The 25,516-nt window shown below is 67.6% G+C and carries 24 protein-coding genes; 16 read left to right on the top strand and 8 right to left on the bottom strand.

Annotation, left to right across the window (positions count from 1 at the left end):
* Positions 1-32: 32 nt before the first annotated feature.
* Together rlmKL and AC5P5X_RS13515 are read right to left on the bottom strand one after the other, a co-directional pair.
* Positions 33-2,171 carry a bifunctional 23S rRNA (guanine(2069)-N(7))-methyltransferase RlmK/23S rRNA (guanine(2445)-N(2))-methyltransferase RlmL gene (gene rlmKL, locus AC5P5X_RS13520; RefSeq protein ID WP_111118090.1) on the bottom strand — a complete coding sequence of 713 codons (2,139 nt, stop codon included), beginning with the start codon at positions 2,169-2,171 and terminating at the stop codon, positions 33-35.
* Positions 2,172-2,316: 145 nt separating this feature from the next.
* Entirely contained in the window at positions 2,317-2,844 is a 528-nt protein-coding gene (locus tag AC5P5X_RS13515; protein WP_099527142.1) for an alpha/beta hydrolase, read from the bottom strand.
* Between the two features lie 72 nt (positions 2,845-2,916).
* Here AC5P5X_RS13515 and AC5P5X_RS13510 point away from each other — a divergent pair, with 72 nt between their 5' ends.
* Positions 2,917-3,483, top strand: coding sequence for an N-acetylmuramoyl-L-alanine amidase (locus AC5P5X_RS13510; protein WP_005412776.1), 567 nt, complete (start codon positions 2,917-2,919; stop codon positions 3,481-3,483).
* 270 nt (positions 3,484-3,753) lie between these two features.
* Here AC5P5X_RS13510 and AC5P5X_RS13505 read toward each other — a convergent pair whose 3' ends face one another.
* The 3 genes from AC5P5X_RS13505 to AC5P5X_RS13495 all read right to left on the bottom strand — a co-directional run bounded on the left by AC5P5X_RS13505 (position 3,754) and on the right by AC5P5X_RS13495 (position 6,375).
* Entirely contained in the window at positions 3,754-4,656 is a 903-nt protein-coding gene (locus AC5P5X_RS13505; RefSeq protein ID WP_111189409.1) for a sulfurtransferase, read from the bottom strand.
* Entirely contained in the window at positions 4,653-5,456 is an 804-nt protein-coding gene (locus AC5P5X_RS13500; RefSeq protein ID WP_024957875.1) for a CoA pyrophosphatase, read from the bottom strand. Before AC5P5X_RS13500 ends, AC5P5X_RS13505 begins: the two co-directional genes overlap by 4 nt.
* A 217-nt stretch (positions 5,457-5,673) precedes the next feature.
* Entirely contained in the window at positions 5,674-6,375 is a 702-nt protein-coding gene (locus AC5P5X_RS13495; RefSeq protein ID WP_005408797.1) for an FKBP-type peptidyl-prolyl cis-trans isomerase, read from the bottom strand.
* Positions 6,376-6,542: 167 nt separating this feature from the next.
* On the opposite strand from AC5P5X_RS13495, the gene AC5P5X_RS13490 reads away from it, so the two are divergent.
* The 15 genes from AC5P5X_RS13490 (at position 6,543) to rnt (ending at position 19,929) form a co-directional block, all read left to right on the top strand.
* Positions 6,543-7,325, top strand: coding sequence for an enoyl-CoA hydratase/isomerase family protein (locus AC5P5X_RS13490; RefSeq protein ID WP_111117691.1), 783 nt, complete (start codon positions 6,543-6,545; stop codon positions 7,323-7,325).
* 4 nt (positions 7,326-7,329) lie between these two features.
* Positions 7,330-7,683, top strand: a complete 354-nt coding sequence (locus tag AC5P5X_RS13485) for a hypothetical protein (protein ID WP_005408795.1) — start codon at positions 7,330-7,332, stop codon at positions 7,681-7,683.
* Positions 7,683-8,372, top strand: a complete 690-nt coding sequence (gene nth / locus AC5P5X_RS13480) for an endonuclease III (RefSeq protein ID WP_111117692.1) — start codon at positions 7,683-7,685, stop codon at positions 8,370-8,372. Before AC5P5X_RS13485 ends, nth begins: the two co-directional genes overlap by 1 nt.
* Before the next feature lie 196 nt (positions 8,373-8,568).
* Positions 8,569-9,780, top strand: coding sequence for an OprO/OprP family phosphate-selective porin (locus tag AC5P5X_RS13475; RefSeq protein WP_005408793.1), 1,212 nt, complete (start codon positions 8,569-8,571; stop codon positions 9,778-9,780).
* A gap of 222 nt (positions 9,781-10,002) precedes the next feature.
* Positions 10,003-11,019: a phosphate ABC transporter substrate-binding protein PstS gene (gene pstS / locus AC5P5X_RS13470; protein ID WP_005408792.1), complete on the top strand. Its 1,017-nt coding sequence runs from the start codon at positions 10,003-10,005 to the stop codon at positions 11,017-11,019.
* A gap of 691 nt (positions 11,020-11,710) precedes the next feature.
* Positions 11,711-12,799: a phosphate ABC transporter substrate-binding protein PstS gene (pstS, locus tag AC5P5X_RS13465; RefSeq protein WP_005408791.1), complete on the top strand. Its 1,089-nt coding sequence runs from the start codon at positions 11,711-11,713 to the stop codon at positions 12,797-12,799.
* Between the two features lie 82 nt (positions 12,800-12,881).
* Entirely contained in the window at positions 12,882-13,850 is a 969-nt protein-coding gene (pstC, locus tag AC5P5X_RS13460) for a phosphate ABC transporter permease subunit PstC (RefSeq protein ID WP_005412771.1), read from the top strand.
* Complete coding sequence (pstA, locus tag AC5P5X_RS13455; protein WP_005408789.1) at positions 13,850-14,713, top strand: phosphate ABC transporter permease PstA; 864 nt, start codon at positions 13,850-13,852, stop codon at positions 14,711-14,713. Before pstC ends, pstA begins: the two co-directional genes overlap by 1 nt.
* 19 nt (positions 14,714-14,732) lie before the next feature.
* Positions 14,733-15,563, top strand: a complete 831-nt coding sequence (gene pstB, locus AC5P5X_RS13450; RefSeq protein WP_005408788.1) for a phosphate ABC transporter ATP-binding protein PstB — start codon at positions 14,733-14,735, stop codon at positions 15,561-15,563.
* Between the two features lie 65 nt (positions 15,564-15,628).
* Positions 15,629-16,336, top strand: a complete 708-nt coding sequence (gene phoU / locus AC5P5X_RS13445; protein WP_005408787.1) for a phosphate signaling complex protein PhoU — start codon at positions 15,629-15,631, stop codon at positions 16,334-16,336.
* A 258-nt stretch (positions 16,337-16,594) separates the two neighbouring features.
* Positions 16,595-16,951 carry an HvfA family oxazolone/thioamide-modified RiPP metallophore gene (locus tag AC5P5X_RS13440; protein WP_005408786.1) on the top strand — a complete coding sequence of 119 codons (357 nt, stop codon included), beginning with the start codon at positions 16,595-16,597 and terminating at the stop codon, positions 16,949-16,951.
* Positions 16,938-17,813, top strand: a complete 876-nt coding sequence (locus AC5P5X_RS13435) for an HvfB family MNIO-type RiPP peptide maturase (RefSeq protein ID WP_111117838.1) — start codon at positions 16,938-16,940, stop codon at positions 17,811-17,813. Before AC5P5X_RS13440 ends, AC5P5X_RS13435 begins: the two co-directional genes overlap by 14 nt.
* A complete protein-coding gene (locus tag AC5P5X_RS13430) occupies positions 17,806-18,561 on the top strand; it encodes an HvfC family RiPP maturation protein (RefSeq protein ID WP_065183352.1) in 756 nt (251 codons plus the stop codon). The genes AC5P5X_RS13435 and AC5P5X_RS13430 overlap by 8 nt, the downstream gene beginning before the upstream one ends.
* Before the next feature lie 26 nt (positions 18,562-18,587).
* A complete protein-coding gene (locus AC5P5X_RS13425) occupies positions 18,588-19,109 on the top strand; it encodes an HvfX family Cu-binding RiPP maturation protein (protein ID WP_065183351.1) in 522 nt (173 codons plus the stop codon).
* A gap of 169 nt (positions 19,110-19,278) precedes the next feature.
* Positions 19,279-19,929 carry a ribonuclease T gene (gene rnt / locus AC5P5X_RS13420; RefSeq protein ID WP_032965690.1) on the top strand — a complete coding sequence of 217 codons (651 nt, stop codon included), beginning with the start codon at positions 19,279-19,281 and terminating at the stop codon, positions 19,927-19,929.
* A gap of 191 nt (positions 19,930-20,120) precedes the next feature.
* On the opposite strand, the gene AC5P5X_RS13415 is transcribed toward rnt, so the two are convergent.
* The 3 genes from AC5P5X_RS13415 to AC5P5X_RS13405 all read right to left on the bottom strand — a co-directional run bounded on the left by AC5P5X_RS13415 (position 20,121) and on the right by AC5P5X_RS13405 (position 25,468).
* Complete coding sequence (locus AC5P5X_RS13415; protein ID WP_076739123.1) at positions 20,121-23,147, bottom strand: ligand-binding sensor domain-containing diguanylate cyclase; 3,027 nt, start codon at positions 23,145-23,147, stop codon at positions 20,121-20,123.
* A 176-nt stretch (positions 23,148-23,323) separates the two neighbouring features.
* A complete protein-coding gene (locus AC5P5X_RS13410) occupies positions 23,324-24,733 on the bottom strand; it encodes an ATP-binding protein (protein ID WP_005408780.1) in 1,410 nt (469 codons plus the stop codon).
* A 6-nt stretch (positions 24,734-24,739) separates the two neighbouring features.
* Entirely contained in the window at positions 24,740-25,468 is a 729-nt protein-coding gene (locus tag AC5P5X_RS13405; RefSeq protein ID WP_005408779.1) for a response regulator, read from the bottom strand.
* Positions 25,469-25,516: the final 48 nt, after the last annotated feature.

Raw genomic sequence — 25,516 nt, 5'->3', positions numbered from 1 at the left:
TTCGCGCAGGGGATCCGACCCCGGGCGTCGTGTTACCCCAACCGCTTCAGCTCCCACGCGCGATGGATGCGCGCGTTGCGTTCGAAGTCCGGGCCGATGGTGCGCGCGGTGATCTCGCGGCACTGGGCAAATTCGGCAATGGCGTTTTCTTCCAGCTTGAAGCGGCGGAAGTTGTTCGAGAAGTACAGCACGCCCCCCGGGGCCAGCCGCGCCACCGCCGCACGCAGCAGCTTCAGCTGTTCGCGCTGCACGTCGAAGTCATCGGCGCGTGCGGAGTTGGAGAAGGTCGGCGGGTCACAGAAGATCACGTCGTACTGGCCACGGTCACCTTCCAGCCAGGCCATCGCATCGGCCTGCACCAGAAGGTGCTGGTTGCCGCCCTGCCCGTTCAACGCCAGGTTGTCGTAGCACCACTGCAGGTAAGTGGCCGACAGGTCGACGCTGGTGGTGCTGGCGGCACCAGCCACGGCGGCCTGCACGCTGGCCACGCCGGTGTAGCAGAACAGGTTGAGGAAACGCTTGCCACGCACCTGCTCGGCCATCATCCGGCGCAGCGGGCGATGGTCGAGGAACAGGCCGGTATCGAGGTAGTCGAACAGGTTCACCTGCAGCAGTGCGTTGTTCTCGCGCACCACGATGAATTCATCTCGCTGCTCGAAGCGGCCGTACTTGCTGCCGCCCTTGCCGCGCTCGCGCGACTTCATCGAGACCTGTTCCGGCGGCACGCCGAACACTTCGCGCGCGGCAGCCAGCAGCTCGTTGCGGCGGCGGCGCACGTCGTTCTCGGGAATGGCGGCCGGTGCGGCGTATTCCTGCACGTGCAGGAAGGTACGGCGCTTGCCGCCGTCTTCCTCGTACACGTCGATGGCGGCCGCGTACTCCGGCAGGTCGGCGTCATAGGCGCGGAAGCAGGTGATGTCTTCGCGGGCACGCCAGCTCTTGAACTTCTTCAGGTTCTTGCGCAGGCGGTTGGCCACCATCTGCGCGCCTTCGCTCAGCTCGCGCGGCTGTGCCGGATCACGGCCCGGCACGGCGATCGGGTCGCAGACGATCAGCGCACATTCCAGCGCACCGTTGAACATCTGGTACTTCTTGCCCGCGCGCAGGCCGGTGGCGAAGGCCAGCTCGTCGTTGCCGCACAGCAGGCTGGCGCGCCACTGCGGCACCGCCTTCTGCAGGGCATTGCCCAATGCGCGGTACAGCGCCGGATCCGCAGCCAGGCGCTCGTCGTAGGGCGGGTTGCAGACCACCGCACCGATCTCCTGCTCCGGCGCGGCCAGGTCGGCAACGTCGGCACGGGTGAAACGGATCGCGTGGGCGACGCCCGCGACCTCGGCATTCTCGCGTGCCGCCTGGATCGCGGTCGGATCGATGTCGCTGCCGTGGATGACCGGCTTCAGCGCGGCCAGGCCAGCGGCCTCGCGATCGCGTGCTTCGCTCTGGAGGGTCTTCCAGGCCGCCTTGTCGAAGCCCAGCCAACGGCTCGGCGGCAGGCTGCCGTGGCGCATCAGGCCCGGGGCGACGTCGGCGGCCATCAGCGCGCCTTCGATCAGCAGCGTGCCGCTGCCGCACATCGGGTCCAGCAGGCCGCCACCGGCGGCGTGCAGGCGCGGCCACTGCGCGCGCAGCAGCAGCGCGGCGGCCAGGTTCTCCTTCAGCGGTGCCTCGTGGGCGGCGCCACGCCAGCCACGGCGATGCAGCGGGCCACCGCCGAGGTCGATCGACAACGAAGCGCGGCCCTTGCGCAGCGACAGGTTGACGCGCACATCGGGCAGATCGGTGTTGACCGAAGGGCGCTCCAGGCCTTCATCGCGCATGCGGTCGACGATGGCGTCCTTGATCCGCTGCGCGGCGAAGCGGGCATGGGTGATCTTGTCGCCGGACACGTGTGCGTCCACCGCCAGGGTCATCTCCGGCTTGATGTGCTCGTGCCACGGCAGCGCACGCACGCCGTCATACAGGGCCTGCTCGTCCGGGCACTCGAACTCGTCGATCGGCCACAGCACGCGGCTGGCCAGGCGCGACCACATCACGATCCGCAGCGCCTGCTCCAGTTCGCCCTCGGCGTTGACGCCGGCAATGGTGGCAGTGGCCTTGCCAAGGCCCAGGGCCGACAGTTCATCGGCAAGCAGGTATTCCAGGCCCTTGGCGCAGGAGACGAAGAATTTCACGGGATCGGTTCGCAGGTGGTCGGGCGCGGCACAGGGGCCGGGCCGGTCGGAAAGGAGGGCCGTAGGCACGGCCGGCAGGCCCGCGCCAGGGGCGGCGGGGCTGCCATTGTAGTCAATGCGGGCGGGCGCGCCGTGCGCCCGGGCTTCACAGTTGCCGCAACAGGCGCTCGAAGGCCTGCGCGGAGGCCTCCACGTGGCGTTCCAGGCGGTGGCCGTCGTCGACCAGCAGCAGCTGCGCCGAACGCGCCTGCGCCCAGGCGATCACCCCGGCGGCCGGGACCACATCGTCATGCCAGGCCTGCACCACAGTGGTCGGCACGGCGGCGGCATCCAGCACCGGCATCGGGCCCATGGTGGTGGGCGGCACCATCAGGAACAGGCCGGCCACCGGCACCTGCAGCGAGGCGATGGCGGAGATGTAGGCGCCCAGGCTGGAGCCGGCCAGCACCACCGGGCCCTGCCGGGCGGCGATGGCGGTGCGTTCAACCAGGCGGCGCAGGCGGGTCGGCACGTCGCCCACCCGGCTGACCTCGCTCATCGCGTCCAGGTCGGTGTAGTCCGGGCGCTCATGGGTCCAGCCCAGGCGCTGCGCCACGTCGGCCAGCGCGGTGACCTTGGTCGCCTCCGGGCCGCTCTCGAAGCCGTGGGACAGGATGCAGTGGCCGCGGCTCATGCGCGCGCTCCGTGGGCGCGGGCCAACCAGGAAAGAGAAGGCAGGTTCATGCCGCAATGCTAGCATCGCCGGATGCCCAACCCGCTCCTGCCCGGCCTGCAGCTGCAGCCCCTGCCCTACGAAGACCGCCTGCCACTGCGCGACCCGGCCACGCTGGAGATGGTGGTGATCCACTGCACCGAGCTGCCCGACCTGGCGATGGCCCGCGAGTACGGCGAGCGTGTGCTGTACGACAGTGGTGCCGGCAACAGCGGGCATTTCTACATCGACCGCGATGGCAGCGTGGTGCAGTACGTGGCACCGGAACGGGTGGCCCACCACGTGCGCGGCATGAACGCGCATACGCTGGGTATCGAACTGGTCAATACCGGGCGCTACCCGCACTGGTTCGACAGCCGTCACCAGGCGATGGACGAGGCCTACACCGAGGCGCAGCTGGAAGCGCTGGAGCAGCTGCTGTTGGCGCTGGTGGCACGCTATCCGTCGCTGCAGCGGATTGCCGGGCATGACCAGCTGGATCGGGAGCAGGTGCCGGCCAGCGATGATCCGACGCTGATGGTGGCGCGCAAGCGTGATCCGGGGCCGTTGTTCCCGTGGGCGCGGGTGCTGGCGAAGGTGCCGCTGCAGCCGGTTGGGTAAGCGGCAGGGCTGCGCCCTGCACCCGCAGAAGCAACGTCAACGTCAACGTCAAGAGCTGGCATTCCGGGGGATGGCGGGGTGGGTCCGGTTGCGGGGGACGCCGTAAACCCGTCCATGGGGGCTTGGCCGCGGCGTCCATGCCGCGGACACCCCCGCAACCGGACCCACCCCGCCTTCGACAGATTTCTGCCGCTGTTGGTGGGTGCCGACCTTGGTCGGCACGGGGTCAGAGCCGTTTTCCGTTGGAAAACGGATCCGACCCCGCGCTTCTCAGGTGCCGGTCGCCACCGGGCGGCTGCTGTCGCTCACCCAACCGCTCCAGGAGTCGGCGTAGATGCGTGCGCCGCTCAGGCCTGCGCTTTCCATCGCCAGCAGCAGGTGGCAGGCGGTCACCCCGGAGCCGCACATCAGCACCACCTGCTGCGGATCACGGTTGCCGATCACACCCTGCAGTTCGACGCGCAGTTCCTGTGCATCGCGCAGCCGGCCGTCGGCGACGTTCAACGCAAACGGACGGTTGACCGCGCCGGGTACGTGGCCGGCGACCGGGTCCAGCGGCTCGACTTCGCCGCGGAAGCGTTCGCCCGCGCGTGCGTCGACCAGCCAGCCCGGCGCGTGCTTCAGGCGTGCGCTGATCTCCTCGGCATTGGCGATCCGGGTGGTGTCGAAACGGCCCGGGTAAGCCGGCAGCGTGGTCACCTCGTCCGGCCCCGTCGCCAAAGGTTGCCCTGCGGCCTGCCACGCGGCGATACCACCATCGAGCACGGCCACCTTGCTGTGCCCGATCAGGCGCAGCAGCCACCACAGGCGCGAGGCGGCCATGCTGCCGTCGCTGCCGTCGTAGACCACCACCTGCGTGTCAGGACCGATACCCCACTGGCCGAGCTTCGCGGCGAAGGCATCGCTGTCCGGCAGCGGATGGCGACCATGGCCGACGCGCGACAGATCGGACAGGTCACGATTCAGATTGGCATACACCGCTCCCGGGATATGACCTGCCAGGTACTGGCCGCTACCCGCCTGCGGATCGGCCAGCGAGGAACGCGCATCAACCACGCGCACCGCGGTGCTGGCGGTGGCGCGTGCGTCGACCACGCGGATGCCCTCGCCCAACGCGGCAGCCAGGGTGGCGACATCGACCAGGGTGGTCCACGGCGGATCGATCGGGTTCATTGCACTTGCTCCAGGCGGCGACGCAGGTTGTAGAGAATGGCCGCGGTGGCGCCCCAGATGCGCTGGCCGGGCCAGCTGTACTCAAGGACGTGACGGATGCGGCCGCGATGGTTGATTTCGACCTGGCGCAGGTTGTCCGCCGCCATCAGGTAGTCCAGCGGCACCTCGAACACCTCGGCCACTTCGCTGGGCTGCGGCACCGGCACGAAGTCCGGATCGACCACCGCCACTACCGGGGTGACCCGATAGCCGGTGATCGTCACGAAGGGATCGAGATAGCCCAGCGCCTGCACCTGGCCCGGAGCCAAGGCGATTTCTTCCTGGCTCTCGCGCAATGCTGCCGCCAGGGCGTCGCGGTCGTCGGGCTCGGTGCGGCCGCCGGGGAATCCGACCTGGCCACCGTGCGTGCGCAGGGTTTCGGTGCGACGGGTGAGGATCACCTGCGCGCCACTGGCGCGCGGCACGATTCCCGCGAGCACGGCCGCTTCCACCGGAGGCCCGGGCGGCAGCAGATCGATCAGTTCGCTGCGGTTCCAGCCATCGCCGGCCGGCGGATCGGCCAACGGATGCAGCGCGCGCATCAAACGTTCGTGGTCGGCCAGCGAGCCGCGCAGTGATTGCTGGAGCTGGGCCCGCAGAGGCTGCACGCGATGCAGGATGCGACTGCGTTCGTCGTTGCTCATCGACGACCACCGTGCGATTTCATCGATATGACGCCCGCAGCCGGTGCACTGCCGGTGCGGATCCAGCGTGCACACGCCGATGCAGGGACTTGCGACAACACGCGCCGTTTCTTCCATTGTTTGCACCCGGCAACAGTAGCGCGAACGGGCTGAATTTGCGCGGGTGGGCCGGTCGGACGGTAGAGTCGACTGTCAGTCGACTTGCGCGCGCAGCGCGGGCGTTTCCCCGATGTGACCCAAGAGCAGTCGACTGACAGTCGACTCTACCGTCAGGCACTGCGCAAACAAAAACGCGCCGGTGGAATCACCGGCGCGTTTGGTTTACTGCTTCGATTTACTTGACGCTGACCAGCTTGATCTCGAACTGCACAGCCACGTTCGGCGGGAACGGAGTGCGCGGGTCCGCACCGTAGGCCTGGTCCGGCGGCAGGGTGACTTCCCACTTCGAGCCGGCCGGCATCTGCAGCAGGGTCTCGCGCATGGCCTTCATTTCGACTTCGCTGACCTTGATCGACGGGATCTGCTGGGCCGGGCGGGCTTCGGTCGGGCGCTGGCCGTACGGGAACGGACCGGCCACTTCCAGCTGCACGGTGCTGGCCTGGGTCGGCTTGGCACCCTTGCCAGCTTCGATCACGCGGTACTGGACGCCGCTCGGCAGCGACTGCACGCCGGCCTTGGCCTTGTTCGCCGCGATGAACTGATCGCTCTTGGTCTTGTTTTCGGCAGCAGCCTTCTCGTACTCGGCCTTGGCAGCCTGGGCACGGCCCTGCTCGCGCTTCTGGAACGCTTCAACGGCCGGCTTCAGCTGCTCGGCGGTGATCGCCGGCTGCTTCTTGGCGTAGGCATCCTGCAGGCCCTTCACCACCGAGTTGATGTCCAGCTGCTCACCACGACCGGTCAGCTCCGCCAGGTTGTTGCCGTAGTCGTAACCGAAGTAGTAGCTCAGCTTGCCCTTTTCGGACGAGACGTCCTGGGCGAAGGCATTGCCCGTCAGGGCCAGGGCCGCGACGGCGACCGCGATAGAACGCAACTTCATCAAACAGTTCTCCAGGGGTGGTAACTCAGGGACGTTCTGCGCCGCCCTGAGGCGACGGGTTAGGATAACGGGCGCAACGTGTAACCGCTACTCACGATGCAGGCTATGACCCGTCTGCGTTCGCGGAGTTCAATATCACTTTTTTTTAACGTTCCAGGAGTTTCCCCGTGGCCGATGCCCTGATCGCTGTCACCGACGACGGCGCCATCCGCACCGTGACCGTCCAGCGCCCGGACAAGCTCAACGCCCTGAACGCCGCGACCCTGCAGGCCCTGGCCGAGGCCTTCAGCGCCGCCGCCGCAGACCCGGAGATCCGCGTGGTGGTGCTGACCGGTGCCGGCCCGAAGGCGTTCGTGGCTGGCGCTGACATCGCCGAGATGAACACACTCAGCGCGGTTCAGGGACGTGATTTCTCGCTGCTGGGCCAGGCCCTGATGCGCCAGATCGAGCGCATGCCCAAACCGGTCATCGCCCGCGTCAACGGTTTTGCCCTGGGCGGCGGCCTGGAACTGGCCATGGCCTGCCACCTGCGCATTGCCGCCGATACCGCCAAAGTCGGCCAACCGGAAATCAATCTCGGGCTGATTCCCGGCTTCGGCGGCAGCCAGCGCCTGCTGCGCCTGTGCGGCCGCGCCGCCACCCTGGAGCTATGCCTGCTGGGTGCACCGATCAATGCCGCACGTGCGCTGGAACTGGGGATCGTCAACGAGGTGGTACCGGCCGACGCGCTGGACAACCGCGTGCAGGACATCGCCCGGCAGCTGGCACGCTCGGCGCCGCTGGCCCTGCGCGGCCTGCTCGATGCGGTGCACGTGGGCGGCGAATGCAGCCTGGAAGCCGGGCTGGAATACGAAAGCGCACAGTTCGGCCTGCTGTTCGCCACCGAGGACATGCGCGAGGGAACCAGCGCCTTCCTGCAGCGCCGTCCGCCGGCCTTCCAGAGCCGCTGACGCCATGGCATCCCGACCCAACCCCGCGCAGCTGTTCGCCCGGGTCCAGGCAGACGATCTCGATGGCGCCCTGCAGGCCGGTCTGATGGACTATGTCGCCCGCGCCGACGACGCGCAGTTGCTGCCCGGCCACCCGGAACTCCCGCAGCGGTTGCAGCAGGCCCAGCAGCAGCTTCAGGCCGCCTGGGCGGCACGCGAACGCTACCGCGCCCGTGCGGTGCGACTGGCCCGCCGGGAAGCCGAACGCGACGCGCGGCGCACGCCGGCCCCGGCGCCGGACGTGAAGCCCGCCCTGCCCGCTGCGGCGGCCGCCATCCTCGCCCGGGCCAAGGCCCGCGCCAGCGGCAAGGAGCAGTAATGGCCACCACGAAGAAGACCCCACGCGCCCCGGCGCTGCGTGGCGGCACGATGCCGCGCGCCGACGTGGTGGAAATGTTCACCCGCCTGCGTGAACTCAATCCGCACCCCAAGACCGAACTGGAGTACAGCTCGCCGTTCGAGCTGCTGGTGGCGGTCGCGCTGTCGGCGCAGGCCACCGACGTCGGCGTCAACAAGGCCACGCGCCGTTTATTCCCAGTCGCCAACACGCCGGCGAAGATCCTCGCGCTTGGCGAAGAAGGACTGAAGCAGTACATCGCCACCATCGGCCTGTTCAACGCCAAGGCCAAGAACGTGATCGCCACCTGCGCGATCCTGCTGGAAAAGCATGGTGGTGAAGTGCCGCGCGATCGCGATGCGCTGGAAGCGCTGCCGGGCGTGGGCCGCAAGACCGCCAACGTGGTGCTCAACACCGCGTTCGGCGAGCCGGTGATGGCGGTGGACACCCATATCTTCCGCGTCTCCAACCGTACCGGCCTGGCCCCGGGAAAGAATGTGCGCGACGTGGAAGACAAGCTGGTGAAGGTGATTCCCGCCGAGTTCCTGCTCGACGCGCATCACTGGCTGATCCTGCACGGTCGTTATGTGTGCAAGGCGCGCAAGCCGGATTGCCCGGGGTGCGTGATCGCCGATCTGTGCCGGTTCAAGGAAAAGACCACGGCCGAGTGACGGCCGCATCCATGCAGGGCGTGGATCGACTGCAACCAAGGCGCAATCCGGGCGTCATACGCAAGCGGTTTCAATGGCAGGCCCTGCCGTGACGGGGCCTGCGGTGGATGTCTGCCGCGCGTGAACTGTCACATTTACGCAATCTTTACCTTCTAGCCTGCGCGCATCTTCCCACCTGCCTGCAAGGCTCCTCTCCATGAAACTGCATCACCAACTCCTGACGGTGGCCGTGGCTGCTGCGCTGTATGTGCCGGCTGCACACGCCGAAGTCGCCATCGACGTGATCGGCGGTTCGGAAATCACCTTCGAAGGCCTGGTCCAGGCCGACGGCAACTGGTTCCACAACGATGTGGTCGACCTCAACGGTGGCGACGCCGGCAACGGCAAGAACAGCGAATTCGAACTGCGTCGCGCCGAGCTGGTGCTGAAGGGCAAGGGCCCGGGCAACGTGGAGTGGGTGGTCGGCTATGACGCCAAGGCCGACAAGTTCCTCGACACCAACGTGAAGTACAAGCTGCTGGGCAACGCCAACCACTTCCTGCAGCTGGGCCAGTTCAAGCAGCCCAACAGCCTGGAAGAACTGTCCAGCACCAAGAACAACGATTTCATTTCCAAGGCAGCGGTCACCAACACCTATGCCATCGCCCGCCGCCTGGGCGGCGCGTACAGCTACGGCCAGGACAACTGGTCGGTGACTGCCAGCGCCTTCGGCCGCGAGCTGACCCGCAACCTGGCCCACGGCAGCGGCTACGGCGCGCGTGGCACCTGGGCCCCGATCAATGAAAAGGGCCAGGTCCTGCACTTCGGCCTGAGCTACGTCAACTACGACACCGACGCCGACACCCTGCGCGTGCGTGCACGTCCGAATGCCGACCTCGCCACGGCCCGCCTGGTCGACAGTGGCAACCTGACCGACACCGACCGCGTCAGCACCATCGGTGCCGAAGCGATGTACTTCCAGGGCCCGTTCAAGGCCCAGGCCGAGTACTACACCAGCAAGGCCAAGCGCTACGACCACGACAACTACACCAGCGACGGCTATTACATCAGCGGCGTGTGGAACGTCACCGGCGAGACCTGGAGCTACAAGGGCGGCACCCCGGGCACCGGCCTGCCGAACAACCCGGCCGGCGGCCAGTGGCAGCTGGGCGTGCGCTACGACCACATGGACCTCAATGACGGCAACCTCGCCGCCAACCCGGTTGCCGGTCGCCCGCCGATCGTCGATGGCGTGCTGGGTGGCAAGATGGACATCTGGACCGTGGGCGCCAACTGGTACCTGCGTTCCAACTTCAAGCTGATGCTCAACTACGTGATGGTCGACAGCAAGAAGTACAGCTCCACGGCGCGCGGTTTCGTCAACGATGATCCCAACATCCTGGAAGCCCGCGCGCAGTTCTTCTGGTAAGTCCAGCCCCCTGCGTTGACCCGCGAAGGCACGGCCCCGGCCGTGCCTTCGTCGTTGCATCGATAGCCGCGCTGCCCTGCCGGCGCAGCGGACGTGACATCGCTCATGACGCGTGTCACGCCCGCGTCATATGACAGACGCGGGGGTGTCACGCAACCGTTATGGAATGTGCACCGAAACGTCGGGCAACCGCCCTTCGACCACCACCCCAGGAGTCTCCCCGTGATCCACGCCTTCAAGTCGCGCGCCGCTGTCGCCATCCTGGCCGCATCGTCCGTGTTCGCCGCCAACGCCGCCGATATCACCGGCGCGGGCGCATCGTTCATCTACCCGGTCATGTCCAAGTGGTCGGCCGACTACAGCACCGCGACCGGCAACAAGGTCAACTACCAGTCCATCGGTTCCGGCGGCGGCATTGCCCAGATCAAGGCCAAGACCGTTGATTTCGGCTCCTCCGACGCGCCGCTGAAGCCGGAAGACCTGGCTGCTGCGGGCCTGGCGCAGTTCCCGTCGGTGATCGGCGGCGTGGTGCCGGTGGTCAACGTGGCCGGCATCGCGCCGGGCGCGCTGAAGCTGGACGGCGCGGTGCTGGCCAACATCTTCCTGGGCAAGATCAAGACCTGGAACGACCCGGCCATCGCCGCGCTGAACCCGGGCGTGACCCTGCCCAACGCCAAGGTCACCGTCGTGCATCGTTCGGACGGCTCGGGCACCACCTTCAACTTCGTCAATTACCTGTCCAAGGTCAGCCCGGAGTGGAAGAGCTCGGTCGGTGAAGGCACCTCGGTGCAGTGGCCCGCCGGCATCGGCGGCAAGGGCAACGAAGGTGTTGCCGCCTATGTGAAGCAGATCAAGGGCGGCATCGGCTATGTCGAACTGTCCTACGCGCTGCAGAACAAGCTCTCCTACACCGCGATGAAGAATGCCGCCGGCAAGTTCGTGCAGCCGAGCGACACCTCGTTCGCAGCCGCTGCCGCCAGCGCCGACTGGGCCAACGCCCGCGACTTCTACCTGGTGATGACCAACGCGCCGGGCGCCGAGTCCTGGCCGATCACCGCCACCAACTTCATCCTGGTGCAGAAGACGCCGAAGAATGCTGCCAATGGCAAGGCGACCCAGGAGTTCTTCCGCTGGGTCTACAAGAATGGCGACGCCCAGGCCCGCCAGCTGGACTACGTGCCGCTGCCGGACAGCCTGGTCCGCCAGATCGAGACCTACTGGTCGCAGAACCTGAAGTAAGCAAGCGCGTTCCCCCGCAGGAACGGGGGCGGCGGGTCCTCTCTCCCCCGCCGCTCCCACCCGGGCGCGAGATCCTCGAGATCTCGCGCTCTTCTTGTTTTTGGGGGATTGGTCGTGAAGAGCGTTGCGCCTGCGCTGATCCATGGGGGAGTCGGTGGGCCAGGGCGTGCAGGACACGCCGTAAACCCCGCTCCGCGGTCCGGCCCAGCCGCTGGCGGCTGTGCGTTCGGGCGCTTGCGAGGCAGTGCCTCGCGGGCAAACCGCCCTCACCCTTGGGGGCTCGTCCACGGCATCCATGCCGTGGACGGTCCTGCACGCCCTGGCCCACCGCCTCTCGACAGTTCATCGGGGGCGCGGTGGGGTCATGGAAGGCAGGAGCAAAGGCAGGAGCGTCTGTAGAGACGAGCCCACGCTCGGCTGGGTGCTGGAGCGTGCGGACCAACGGTCCGCACCTACCGAGAACAGGGAGCAGTCGAGCATGGCTCAACTCTACAAGGGCCAACCGACCGTCATATCGGTGCGCAGATCGCGGGTTTCCGGGCACCTGCCGGCTCGGCGCCAATCCTGTGAAACCCTTGTCAGAACGTGATCCAGGACACCCCTGTCATGGTCGTAATACGGCTGTAACAAAAACATCATTTCATAGCCGCATCCGCCGACCACGTCGGCTCTTCCCCGCTATGGAGTGACCATGAAACTGCACTCGGCCGGCCTCGCCGCCCTTTCCCTGGCCATCGCCCTGGGCCTGTCGGCCTGCGGTGGCGACAAGCAGGCCGCGCAGCAGCCGGCTGCCGACGGCGCCGCCGCCCCGGCCGCTGCCGGTGCCAAGGTGACCGCCGAAGTGTCCGGCGCGGGCGCGTCCTTCATCTTCCCGCTGGTCTCCAAGTGGTCGGCTGACTACAACACCAGCACCGGCGCCAAGATCAACTACCAGTCGATCGGCTCCGGCGGCGGTATTGCCCAGATCAAGGCCGGCACCGTCGACTTCGGTTCCTCCGACAAGCCGCTGAGCAGCGAAGAGCTGGCCCAGGCCGGCCTGGCGCAGTTCCCGTCCGCCATCGGCGGCGTGGTGCCGGTGGTCAACATCGAAGGCCTGGAAGCCGGCAAGCTGCGCCTGAGCGGCGCCCTGCTGGCCGACATCTTCCTGGGCAAGGTCAAGACCTGGAACGACCCGGCCATCGTCGCCGCCAACCCGGGCGTGAAGCTGCCGGACGGCAAGATCACCCTGGTCCACCGTTCGGACGGTTCGGGCACCACCTTCAACTTCTCCAACTACCTGTCCAAGGTCAGCCCGGAGTGGAAGAGCAAGGTCGGCGAAGGCACCTCGGTGCAGTGGCCGGACGGCGTCGGTGGCAAGGGCAATGAAGGCGTCGCTTCCTACGTGAAGCAGATCAAGGGCTCGATCGGCTACGTCGAACTGGCTTACGCGCTGCAGAACGGCATGCCGTACACCGCCATGCAGAACGCGGCCGGCAACTGGGTCGAGCCGAGCGCGGAAACCTTCGCCGCCGCGGCCGCCAGCGCCGACTGGGCCAGCGCCAAGGACTTCAACCTGGTCATCACCAACGCTCCGGGCGAGCAGGCGTGGCCGATCACCGCCACCAACTTCATGCTGATGCAGAAGAAGCCGAAGGACGCCAAGCGCAACCAAGACACCCTGGCCTTCTTCAAGTGGGCCTTCGAAAACGGCCAGGCGCAGGCCAACGAGCTGCACTACGTGCCGCTGCCGGCCGAACTGGTCAAGCAGATCGAGGCCTACTGGGCGACCGACCTGAAGTGATGGACACGACGGTGCCCGCCCCACGCGGGCACCGTTTCTTCCACGCCGTGCCGCCCCGCCCCTTCCTGGCCCTGCCGTCCCCATGAATGCCATCGCCCAGCCTGTAGCCGCCCCGTCCACGCGTGATGCGCGTGATGCCCGCAACGACAAACTGTTCCGATGGGTGCTGGTCGGCACCGTCATCTTCGTCCTGATCGCCCTGGCCTGCGCCGCGCTGTCGATGCTGTGGGGCGGCCGCCATGCCCTGCAGATGCAGGGCCTGAGCTTCTTCTTCTCCGCCGACTGGAATCCGGTCGAAAACAAGTTCGGTGCGCTCGCCCCGATCTACGGCACCCTGGTCACCGCCGTCATCGCGATGGTCATCGCCGTGCCGGTCAGCTTCGGTATCGCCTTCTTCCTCACCGAAGTCGCGCCGCGCTGGCTGCGTGGCCCGGTCGGTACCGCCATCGAACTGCTGGCCGGCATTCCCTCGATCATCTACGGCATGTGGGGCCTGTTCGTGCTGGTGCCGGTGATGACCGAGTACGTCACCCCGTTCCTCAACGAGACCCTGGGCGAATGGCCGATCATCGGCCCGATGTTCCAGGGCCCGCCGCTGGGCATCGGCATGCTCACCGCCGGTTTCGTGCTGGCCATCATGGTCATTCCGTTCATCTCCTCGGTGATGCGCGAAGTGTTCCTGACCGTGCCGACCCGCCTGAAGGAGTCGGCGTACGCGCTGGGCTCCACCAAGTGGGAAGTGAGCTGGGACATCGTCCTGCCCTACACCCGCTCGGCAGTGATCGGCGGCATCTTCCTCGGCCTCGGCCGCGCCCTGGGCGAGACGATGGCGGTGGCCTTCGTGATCGGCAACAGCGTGCGCCTGTCGCCGTCGCTGCTGGAGCCGGGCACCACCATCGCCGCGCTGATCGCCAACGATTTCGGCGAAGCCACTGAAACCTACCGTTCGGCCCTGCTGCTGCTCGGCTTCGTCCTCTTCATCGTCACCTTCGTGGTGCTGGCCATCGCCCGCCTGATGCTGATGCGCCTGTCCCGCAAGGAGGGCAACTGATGTCCACCACCGCTGATTCGTTGTACCTGCGCCGCCGCATCGGCAACGTCGTTGCGATCACCGCCTCCTGCGCCACCGCGCTGTTCGGCCTGTTCTTCCTGGGCTGGATCCTGTTCACCCTGGCCTCGAAAGGCCTGGCCGGCATCAACTGGGACCTGTTCACCAAGATGACGCCGCCGCCGATGCAGGACGGTGGCCTCGCCAACGCCTTCTTCGGCAGTGCCGTGATGTGTGCGCTGGCGATCGGCATCGGCACGCCGCTGGGCGTGCTGGCCGGTACCTGGCTGGCCGAGTACGGCAACGCCCGCAAGGCCGGCACCGTGGTCCGCTTCGTCAATGACATCCTGCTGTCGGCACCGTCGATCGTGCTGGGCCTGTTCGTCTACACCCTGTACGTGATGCAGACCGGCGGCAACTTCTCGGCGTTCGCCGGTGCCCTGTCGCTGGCCTTCATCGTGCTGCCGGTGGTGGTGCGCACCACCGACGAGATGCTGCGGCTGGTGCCCTCGCAGATGCGCGAAGCGGCCCTGTCGCTGGGCATCCCGCAGTGGAAGGTGATCGTGCAGGTGCTGTACCGCAGCGCGTCGGCCGGCATCATCACCGGCATCCTGCTGGCGCTGGCCCGCATCTCCGGCGAGACCGCTCCGCTGCTGTTCACCGCTTTCGGCAACCAGTACTGGAACAACAACATCTTCCAGCCGATGGCCTCGGTGCCGGTGGTGATGAACCAGTTCGCCGGCAGCCCGTATGAATCCTGGCAGGTGCTGGCCTGGGCCGGTGCCCTGGTGCTGACTGTCTTCGTGTTGCTGGTCAGCCTTGCCGCCCGCGGCATCCTGCTGCGCAACCGTATCTCCCATGACTGACCTTTCCGTGGACAACGCCATGAACGACCTTTCCAACGCCGTGCCGATGCAGCGCATCGCCGTGCCGTCCTCGCACGAGAGCCTGCACACGCCGTCGCCGGTGAAGCTGGCTGCGCGTGGACTGGACTTCTACTACGACAAGTTCCACGCCCTGAAGGGCATCAACCTGGAGATTCCGGAAAAGCGCGTGACCGCGCTGATCGGTCCCTCCGGTTGCGGCAAGTCGACCCTGCTGCGCATCTTCAACCGCATCTACGCGCTGTACCCGAAGCTGGAAGCGCGCGGTGAAGTGCTGCTGGACGGCGAGAACATCCTGTCGCCGAAGTACCCGATGAACCGCCTGCGCAGCAAGGTCGGCATGGTGTTCCAGAAGCCGGTGCCGTTCCCGATGACCATCTTCGAGAACGTGGCCTACGGCATCCGCCACCACGAGAAACTGAGCAAGGCCGACATGGCCGACCGCGTCGAGCAGGCACTGCGCCAGGGCGCACTGTGGGACGAAGTGAAGGACAAGCTGGGGCAGAGCGCGCTGGGCCTGTCCGGTGGCCAGCAGCAGCGCCTGTGCATCGCCCGTGCCGTGGCGCTGCGCCCGTCGGTGCTGCTGCTGGACGAGCCGACCTCGGCGCTGGATCCGATCTCGACCAGCCGCATCGAGCAGCTGGTGGAAGAGCTCAAGCACGAGTACACCATCGTCATCGTCACCCACAACATGCAGCAGGCCGCGCGCGTTTCCGACTACACCGCCTTCATGTACCTGGGCGACCTGATCGAGCACGACCGCACCGAAGTGATCTTCTCGCAGCCGTCGCAGCGGCAGACCGAGGACTACATCACCGGTCGCTTCGGCTGATCGACGCTGATCCTTCGCCACATGCCCCAGCCAGGCACGGCCTGGCTCTACCCGGATTGCAGACCATGAACCTTCCCAACGATCACATCGTCAAGAGCTACGACGAAGAGCAGCAGCGCCTGGTGGCCGAAATCGTGCGCATGGGCGAGATGGCCGTCGCCCAGCTCGAAGCGTCGATGGACGTGATCGAGAAGCGCGACGAGAACGCCGCCCATCGCATCATCGCCAACGACGAAGCCATTGATGCGCTGGAGCAGCAGATCAGCCATGACGTGATGCGCCTGGCCCTGCGCGGCCCGATGGCGCGCGACCTGCGCGAGATCCTCGCCGGCCTGCGCATCCCGGCCGACATCGAGCGTATCGGCGACTACGCGGCCAACGTCGCCAAGCGTTCGATCGCGCTGGGCAAGGTGCCGCCGCTGCCGCAGATCCAGGGCCTGCGTGCGCTGGGCCGCCTGGCCGCGCAGCAGGTCCGTCGTGCCATTGCCGCCTACCGCGACAACGACGCCGACGCCGCACTGGAACTGCGCGAGGACGACGCTCGCCTGGACGCGCAGTACACCGCGCTGTTCCGCGAGCTGCTGACCTACATGATGGAAGACCCGCGGAACATCACCCCGTGCACGCACCTGCTGTTCATGGCCAAGAACCTGGAGCGCGTGGGCGACCACGCCACCAACATCGCCGAGAACGTATGGTTCCTGGTGCATGGGGAGCAGCCGCTGCCGCCGCGCGAGAAGCGCGACGAGACCTCCAGCACCGGCCAGCCCTGACGCTGCACTGCAACACCGGAGTTGACTCCAAGGTGGCCGCTGTCCTGGTGACAGCGGCCTTCTTTTTTGGGGCGTTCCACCCGCGTTGTGGGCGCCGGGCTTGCCCGGTGCGAACCTTCCGGATGCTTCTGTAACAAACCTCACGAAAATTTGAGTTCTTGGCGAGGATTCGTTGAGTAGGATCGCTGCACCATCGTTTCCACCGGCATCCCTGCCGGCCATCCGGGCACCCGCCCACACCACCCAGGAGCACGACCGATGAGCAGTTCCAACAAGACCCTGTCCCTGCTGACTGCTACCGCCCTGGCCGCCGGCCTGGGCATGACCGCCAGTGCCTCGGCCCTGAGCATGAGCGACCTCGCCCAGGGCTACCTGGTTGCCGGGCAGGCAGCCAAGGCCAGTACCGACGCCAAGGCCGCCGACACCAAGATGGCCGCTGACGCGACCAAGCATGCCGAAGGCAAGTGTGGCGCCGACGGCAAGACCGCCGAAGGCAAGTGCGGCGCCGACAAGGGCAAGGCTGCCGGCGCTGCGGCAGGCGCCAAGGCCACGTCCGGCGACAAGAAGGCGGCCGAAGGCAAGTGTGGCGAAGGCAAGTGCGGTGGCAAGCACTGACGTCCGCGCCAGCGTCGTCAGCCCGCGGTCGCCGCTTCGTGCGGCGGCCGCCGGGTTGGGGCTGCGCAGGGCGCTGCTGCAGGAGCTGCGTGATGCACCGGCGGGCGACTTCGATTTCCTCGAATGCGCACCGGAGAACTGGATCCATGTCGGTGGTCCTGCCGGGGATGCACTGACCGAGCTGGCACAGCGCCATCCGCTGAGCTGCCACGGCCTGTCCCTGTCGCTGGGCGGCAGTGCGCCGCTGGATACCCGGCTGCTGGAACAGGTCGGCCAGTTCCTGGAAAAGCACCGCGTGCCGCTGTACAGCGAGCACCTGAGCTACTGCAGCGACGACGGCCACCTGTACGACCTGCTGCCGATTCCATTTACCGACGAAGCGGTGCGCCATACCGCCGCACGCATCGCCCGTGTGCAGGACCTGCTGGGTCGCCGCATCGCAGTGGAGAACGTGTCCTACTACTTGGCGCCGGAGCCGGCGATGGACGAGCTGGCCTTCACCAACGCCGTGCTCGCCGAGGCCGACTGCGACCTGCTGCTGGACGTCAACAACGTCTACGTCAACGCCTGCAACCACGGCTACGACGCCGACACCTTCATTGCCGGGCTGCCCGCAGATCGCATCGTCTGCCTGCACGTGGCCGGGCACCTGGACGAGGCACCGGACCTGAAGATCGATACCCATGGCAGTGCGGTGATCGACCCGGTCTGGGCGCTGCTGGCACGCACCTATGCGCGCATCGGCCCGCGCCCCACCCTGCTTGAGCGCGATTTCAACTTCCCGCCCTACGCCGAACTGCAGGGCGAGCTGCAGACCATCCGTCGCCTGCAGGCGACGCACGCCGGGGGCGCACATGGCTGATGCTCCCGACACGCTGCGCGCGCAGCAGCACGCATTCACTGCCCATCTGCGTGATCCACAGGGCGTGCCGCCACCGGCCGGGCTGGAATCACGCCGGGTCGCGGTATACCAACGACTGCTTTTCAACAACCTGCTCGGCCTGTTGAGCAACGGCTTCCCGGTCTGCGTGCGCCTGCTCGGCGAACCGGCCTGGAGCGGACTGGTGCGCCATTACTTCGCGACCCATCGCTGCCAGACACCGCTGTTCACCGAACTGGCCGCCGAATTCGTGCAGTGGCTGCAGGCGCAGCCACAGCTGCCGCATCCGGCGTTGGCCGAACTGGCCCACTACGAGTGGGTGGAAACCGCGCTGTACCAGCTGGATGCCGAACCGCTGCCGGCGCAGGACGACACCGACCCGCTGCGGGTGCCGCTGCAGCGCTCGCCGTTGGCATGGCCGCTGCTGTACCAGTGGCCGGTGCACCGGCTCGGTGCCGAGGACGCACCGACCGAGCCGCCGGCCGAGCCGACTGGCCTTCTGGTGCGCCGCGATGCCGACGGCGAGGTGCGATTCGCCACGCTCAGCCCTCTGGCGGTGTTCCTGCTGTCCAGCATCGGCGAACAGCCTGGGCTGGAAGGACAAACCTACCTGCAGCAGCTGGCCAGTGGACACGGGCTGTCCGAGGATGCGCTGGCCGGACCCGGCGCCGCGCTGCTGCGGCAGTTCCTGCAGGCCGGCGTGATCGGCCCGCTCACAGCCCCTCCCTGACACACCTCATTCGCGGAGACCCCCTGATGAACCTTCCGAACCTGGCCACCGCGCGTGGCCAGCTGGACCGTCTCGCCCCCTGGTTGGCCCCGCTCGGCCTGCGCCTGCTGCTGGCCTGGGAGTACTTCGAATCCGGCCGCGAGAAACTGCACGGCCAGAACTGGTTCGCCGACCTGCAGGATGCCTTTCCGTTCCCGTTCGATCAGCTGCCGAGCACGCTGAACTGGCAGCTGGCGACCTGGTTCGAACTGGTCGGCGCGGCCTGCCTGCTGCTGGGTTTCGGTACGCGTTTCGCCGCCGCCAGCCTGCTGGTATTGACCGTGGTGGCCACCTACGCCGTGCACTGGCCGATGCAATGGGACTCGCTGGGCGACCTCGCGATGGGCTATGCGATCACTGACCAGGGCTTCGGCAACTTCAAGCTGCCGGTGCTGTTCATGGCGATGCTGCTGCCGTTGATTTTCAGCGGCGCCGGTAGGCTGAGCGTGGATGCGTGGTTGGCACGGTGGCAGCCATCGGGCACGCCTGCGCGGCCAGCAGTCCGGTAGATGCCGACCCTGGTCGGCGCGCATCGTGCCAACCCAGGTTGGCACCTACCGGAATCCTGGGCGCGCGGTGCACCGGTAGGTGTCGACCTTGGTCGACACGCTCCTGCGCAGGGAGCCCGTGCGTCACAGGCTGGCCGGGCGCTCGAGGCCGCTCTGCTAGAATTCACGCATGAATGACCCCACTCCCGCACCTGCCGCCGCCTCCGATTCCGCAATCCCCCAGGCGCAGCGCGCGATGTCACAACGATTCCGCGGCTTCCTGCCGGTGGTGGTGGACGTGGAAACCGGCGGCTTCGACAGCCAGCGCAACGCCCTGCTGGAAATCGCCGCGGTGCCGATCGAGATGGACGAGAACGGCCTGCTCTACCCCGGCCAGACCGCCAGTGCCCATGTGGTGCCGGCCGAGGGCCTGGAGATCGACCCGAAGTCGCTGGAAGTGACCGGCATCATCCTCGACCACCCGTTCCGGCTGGCCAAGGAAGAGAAGGCCGCACTGGACCACATCTTCACCCCGGTACGCGCGGCGATGAAGAAGTACGGCTGCCAGCGCGCGATCCTGGTCGGCCACAACGCCCATTTCGACCTGGGCTTCGTCAACGCCGCCGTGGCCCGGACCGGCCACAAGCGCAATCCGTTCCATCCGTTCAGCGTGTTCGACACCGTCACCCTGGCCGGCATCGCCTACGGGCAGACGGTGCTGGCGCGTGCAGCCACGGCCGCCGGGTTGGGCTGGGATGCGAACGAAGCACACAGCGCGGTGTATGACACCGAACAGACCGCACGATTGTTCTGCACCATCGCCAACGCCTGGCCGCGGTGAAGCGGCCAACGGCGGAGCCCCTCGTGGCGTGAAGCAAATCAGCGGTCGGGCCGGACAAGGTGGGTTCGCGGGGGACGCCGTGAACCCGCCCCTGGGGGCTTAGCCGCACTTCTCTGGTGGGTGCCGACCGTTGGTCGGCACCGCCGGTTGGTACGACAACACCAGTAGATCCACGCCATGCGTGGATGCGATCAACCAATACTCGTACGATCGCGGCCGTCGCTCTTGGCGCGGTACAGCGCGCGGTCGGCGCGCTGGTACAGCAGCGCCGGGGTGCGGTCATCGGCATCCAGTTCCACAAGGCCTGCGCTGAAGGTCACGCGCAGGCCCGCTACACCGGCCCAGTCGGGGTGGTCATGGAACAGGCCGCGCAGGCGCGCGCACAGCTGCGCGGCTTCTTCCAGGCGGGTGTCGTTGAGCAGCAGCGCGAACTCCTCGCCACCGGTACGCGCGGGCAGGTCCGAATCGCGGCAGGCCGCGGCGATCAGCCTGGCCACCTGCACCAGCACCGCATCGCCGATGCTGTGGCTGTGGCGGTCGTTGACGTCCTTGAAGTGGTCGATGTCCAGCACCACCAGGCACAGCGGGTGGCCGCTGCGCTGTGAACGGGCGAAGTCGCGCGCCAGCGTTTCGTCGAAGGCACGGCGATTGGCCAGCCCGGTCAGCGCATCCTCGCGCGCCTGCCGCTCAAAGGCCTCGGCCTGCCGTGCAAGGCGCTCGGCCAGCTCGGTCTTTTCCTGGTTCAGCGCCTGCAGGTGCACGGTCTTGGCCTGCAGGTCGAAGGTTGCCTCGTCCACGCGCCGTGCCAGGCGCAGGTTGCTGGCCTTCAGCTGCTGCAGCAGCAGGCGGTACAGCACCACCAGCCCAGCCAGCAGCAACAACCCGCCCAGCAGCTGCACGCTGCGGCGTTGCCACCAGAACGGCTCCACCGTGAAGCTCCACACGGCTTCCTGCTGGCCCCAGGCCCCGCCTGGATGCGCCGCCGACACGTGCAGGGTGTAGTCACCCGGAGGCAGGCCGACGAACTCGACGCTGCGCTGCGGGCCGCGCTCGACCCAGCCGGTGTCCAGGCCATCCAGCCGCGTGCGATAGCGGATCCGGTCCGACATCAGGTAACTCAGGCCCACATAGCTCACCGCCAGACGTCGGCCGCCGGGAATGTAGTTGCGATCCGGGCCCTCCCAATGCACGGGTGCGCCATCCACCTGCACGCTCTCGATCGCTGCCGGCGGTGATGGGCGCTCGCGGAAGCGCTGCAGGCGTTGCGGGTCGACGGTGCTCAGGCCTCCGGCGGTGACCACCCAGAAGGTGCCGTCCTGGCGCAGGATGGCCGATGGCCCGGAGCTGCCGTTGGCCTGCGCGTTGGCCATGCCGTCGATCTCGTTGTAGCGCTCCACCACCACTCGTGGTGCGCGGCCATCTGCCACGGCATTGAGGGTCGCCATGTCGGTGCGCAGCACGCCGCGGTTGCTGCTGATCCACACGTTACCAAGACGATCCGGCACCAGCTGGAACACCGCATCCACCGGCATGCCCTGCTCCAGGCCGACGCGCGCCAGCTTTCCGTCGAGCCAACGGTACAGGCCGCGGTCGCTGCTGATCCACATCGCGTCGCCCAGCTGGTGGAAACCGAACACACTGCGGCCCCCGCCCATCGGTGCCAGGTCGATCGACTGCACGTGGTCGCCACGCAGCACGCGGATGCCCTCGATGGTGCCGATCCACAGGTTGCCCTGGTGGTCGTGCTCAAGTGCGGTGATGAGGCCACCGGGCATGCCCGGGGCAGTCGACACCTGCACCCGGTCGCCGTCGATGCGTACCACGCCCTTCTGCGTACCCGCCCAGACCCTGCCCTGCGGATCGACACTGATCGCGCGGATGTTGCCACCCGGCATGCCGTCGGCTGCCGCATAGTTGTGGCGGAGACTGCCATCGCGGTCCAGCCGGTAAACGCCGTCGCCGAACGTACCGACCCACAGGTCGCCGTCCGGCCCCTGCGCCAGACTCAATACCGATGGCGCCTTGCCGCCGCGGTTGTGCAGGGGAACCGCGCGGAAGCGGCCATCGGGTGTCTGCAGGTCGAGACCACTGGCACTACCGACCCACAACTGGCGGTCGCGGTCCTCCAGCACCGTGCGCACATAGTCGCCACTGAGGCCATCACGCTCGGTGTAGCTGCTGAACAGTGTTTCGCGCAGGCGGTACAGGCCACCGTTGGCCCCCACCCAGATGCTGCCTTCGGCATCCTCGCGCAGGCTGACCACGCGCCCGCCCGGCAGGTTCAGGCCGGCCGGCAATCGTTCCAGGCCATGTGCCGAGATCCGCAGCAGGCCCTGGTTCTCGGTTCCCAGCCACAGGTCGCCGTGCCGGTCCTGCAGCATCGAGGTCATGTGCAGCTGTCCCGGCAGCCGGTGCACCAGCACCAGCTGATCGTCCTCCACGCGGTACAGGCGCTCGCCAGCGACGATCCACAGCGCGCCATCAGGAGCCCGGTACGGCCAGGACAGGCCGGTGCCGGCCCCCAGGCCCCACGCCGCGGGCGCGCGCTTGAGCACGCCGTCGTTGTCGCGCAGCACCAGCCCGTCAAGCGTGCCAACCCAGACCCGGTCCTGCGCATCGACCACCAGCTTGGTGAAGCTCATCGCCATCGGCAGGTCGGCCGCCGGCGCCTGGTAGACGATGCCCTTGTCCGGCGTGAGATAGCCGATGCCCTTGCCTTCGTACAGCAGCCACAGGCGCCCCTGGCTGTCCATCTGCATGGACTGGATCAGCACCTGCGGGGTGTCGGCCTGATGCTCCCAGACCCGCCACTGGCCGTCGTTGCCACGATGGCTGACGTTACCGCGCGAATCACTGATCCACAGCCCTCCCTGCCGATCGACCAGCAGTGCGCCGATGCCGTTGTCGCGCAGCCCCGGGCGGGTGCTGCGGTCGAACACGGTGAAATCCAGGCCGTTGTAGCGGACCAGGCCTTCCCAGGTGGCAAACCACAGGTGCCCCTCGGGAGTCTGCGCGATATCGCGCAGCGAGTTGTGCGGCAGGCCATTGCGCGAGGTCCACACGTCGATGGCGTAGTCGCGCAGCGGCGGCGCGCCCTCCTGCGCGGCCAGCGGCAGCGCCAGCACCAGCAACAGCCAGAGCAGACCGCGCTGCAGTGCCTGCCTGGCCTTCGAAACGCGGCGCTCCACCCAGCACCCGTTGTCCCCTGACCTGCCCATCAGCTCGGCGGCAGTGGCCGGTAGCGGCTGCAGGGCATGACAGCAAGCGGGAACGACCGGGCAACGCGGAACGGCGTGCCGTCAGGAACGGGCTGACTCATCGGGGAGAAACTGGGGAGATGCGCAGATGATAGGCCAAACCCTGGCCCCGGCGTCATCGCGTGCGGACGGCGGGGTCAGCCGGGCCGGCCAGGCGGCACCACCTGCGCACTGGCCGGCCACTGCACCACCGCCTCCAGACCGCCCTCGGCACGGTTGCGCAGCCACAGCCGCGCGCCATCCTTCTCGGCCAGGGCGCGCGCGATGGTCAGGCCCAGCCCTGCGCCGCCGGTTTCCCGCGAACGCGAGGTTTCCACCCGCACGAACGGGTCGAACACGGCCTCCAGCTGGTCTTCCGCCAGGCCCGGGCCGTCGTCGGACACCATCGCCGTGATCGTGCCGCCGCTTCGCTCCACCCGCACGCGCACGCGGTGGGCATACATCACGGCGTTATCCACCAGGTTGGAGAACAGACGGTGCATGGCCAGCGGGCGCAACATCAGCACCGCACCGGTGCCGCCCTCGAAGACCACGTCGGCACCACCCTCTGCGGCGTCTTCCACGATGCTTTCCAGCAGCGAATCCAGATCCAGCGCGGCGCGCTGCTCGGCGCTCTCGGCACTGCGGGCCAGCTCCAGGCCTTCGCGCACCAGTGCCTGCATCGCCGCCAGATCGCCGATCAGGCGCTCGCGCAGCACCTCGTCGCTGACGTTCTCCAGGCGCAGGCGCAGGCGGGTCAACGGGGTCTGCAGGTCATGGGTGATCGCCGCCAGCATCTGCGTGCGTTCGGCCAGGTGCCGCTGCAGGCGGTGCTGCATGGCATTGAAGGCCTCGGCGGCGCGCTGCACCTCGCGCGGCCCGCGCAACGGCAGTGGATCGCGCTGCAGATCGTCGCCGAGATCCTCCGCGGCCGCCGCCAGCTCCTGCAGCGGCGCACTGGCCATGCGCGCAACGATGTAGGCCAGCACCGCGATGGCCAGCACCAGCAGGGTCAGGAACCACGGGTCCACGGCCAGAATGCCGTTGTGGGCCACTGCTGGCGAATCCAGCGCCAGCTTCAGCAGCGTACCGTCATTGAGCGTCACATCGACCGCGCGGCACTTGGGCGGAATGAAGGCCGGATCACGCTCACGCGGATGCCGTCGGTGCCCCGGCGGCGGTGGCGGCAGCAGATCCTGCAGCTTGGGAATGCAGGAACGGAACGAGGTGAAGTGCACATGCGCGCGCGACACCGGGCCGGGCCGGTCATCCAGGACTTCCATCAGTGCGGTATCCGCCCGCCCCAGGCGCGCGCCGGGCTGCAGCGCACGCACGCTGGGCCCACCGATCTCAAGCAGTCGCTCGCGCAGTTCGGGATTGCCATCGAGCAGGTTGACGTAGCCCTGCAGGCGGTCGGCGATGCGGTTCAGGTTCTGCCGCTCGAACTCCTGCTGGCGTTTGGAGGTGGCCAGCATGGTCGCGCCGATCGCAGCCACGCTCATGCCCAACAGCAGGATGACGAACAACCGCCCGACCATCGAGGACAGGAAATGGCGCAGGCGCTTCATGACGGCTTATTCCAGGTTCACCGAGGAGGCCAGCACGTAGCCTTCGTTGCGCACGGTCTTGATCAGGCCATCCGGCCCACCGTCATCGCCCAGCTTGTTGCGCAGGCGGCTGACCTGCAGGTCGATCGCGCGATCCTGCGCCTCGTAGTTGCGGCCGCTGCTGAGCGCGACCAGCTGTTCGCGCGACAGCACCTTGTTGGCATGCGCGATGAACACGCGCAGCAGGCGGAACTCGGCACCAGACAGCACCACCACGCGGTCGTCCGGATCGACCAGGTGGCGATGCTCCAGGTCGAACACCCAGCGCGAGAAACGCGCACGGCGCACCGCCAGCGGCTCCAGGTTGGCCGGCAGCGCCTCGGTCCGGCGCAGCACGTTGCGGATGCGCGCCAGCAGCTCGCGCGGTTCGAACGGCTTGGCCAGGTAGTCGTCGGCGCCCATTTCCAGGCCGAGCACGCGGTCGATCGGCTCGGCGCGTGCGGTCAGCATGATCACCGGCGTGTTCGAACGCGCACGCAGGTCACGGCACAGGGTCAGGCCATCCTCGCGCGGCAGGTTGAGGTCCAGCACGATCAGGTCCACGTGTTCGCGGTCCAGCAGTTGGCGCATGGCGGTGCCGTCTGCGGCCGTGCTCACCTGGTAGCCGGCGCGGCCGAGCTGCTCGGCCAGCAGGGTGCGGATGTCGTTGTCGTCGTCGACGATCAGCAGTCGATGCATCGTGTTTTCAGTCTCCATGTCGCGATCATCCCGTGTCGGCAGCTGAACCGCATCCGGGGCAATGCG

This window comes from Stenotrophomonas sp. YJH_SMC_91, assembly GCF_059368495.1.
This window is presented reverse-complemented; position numbering and strand designations above follow the sequence as displayed.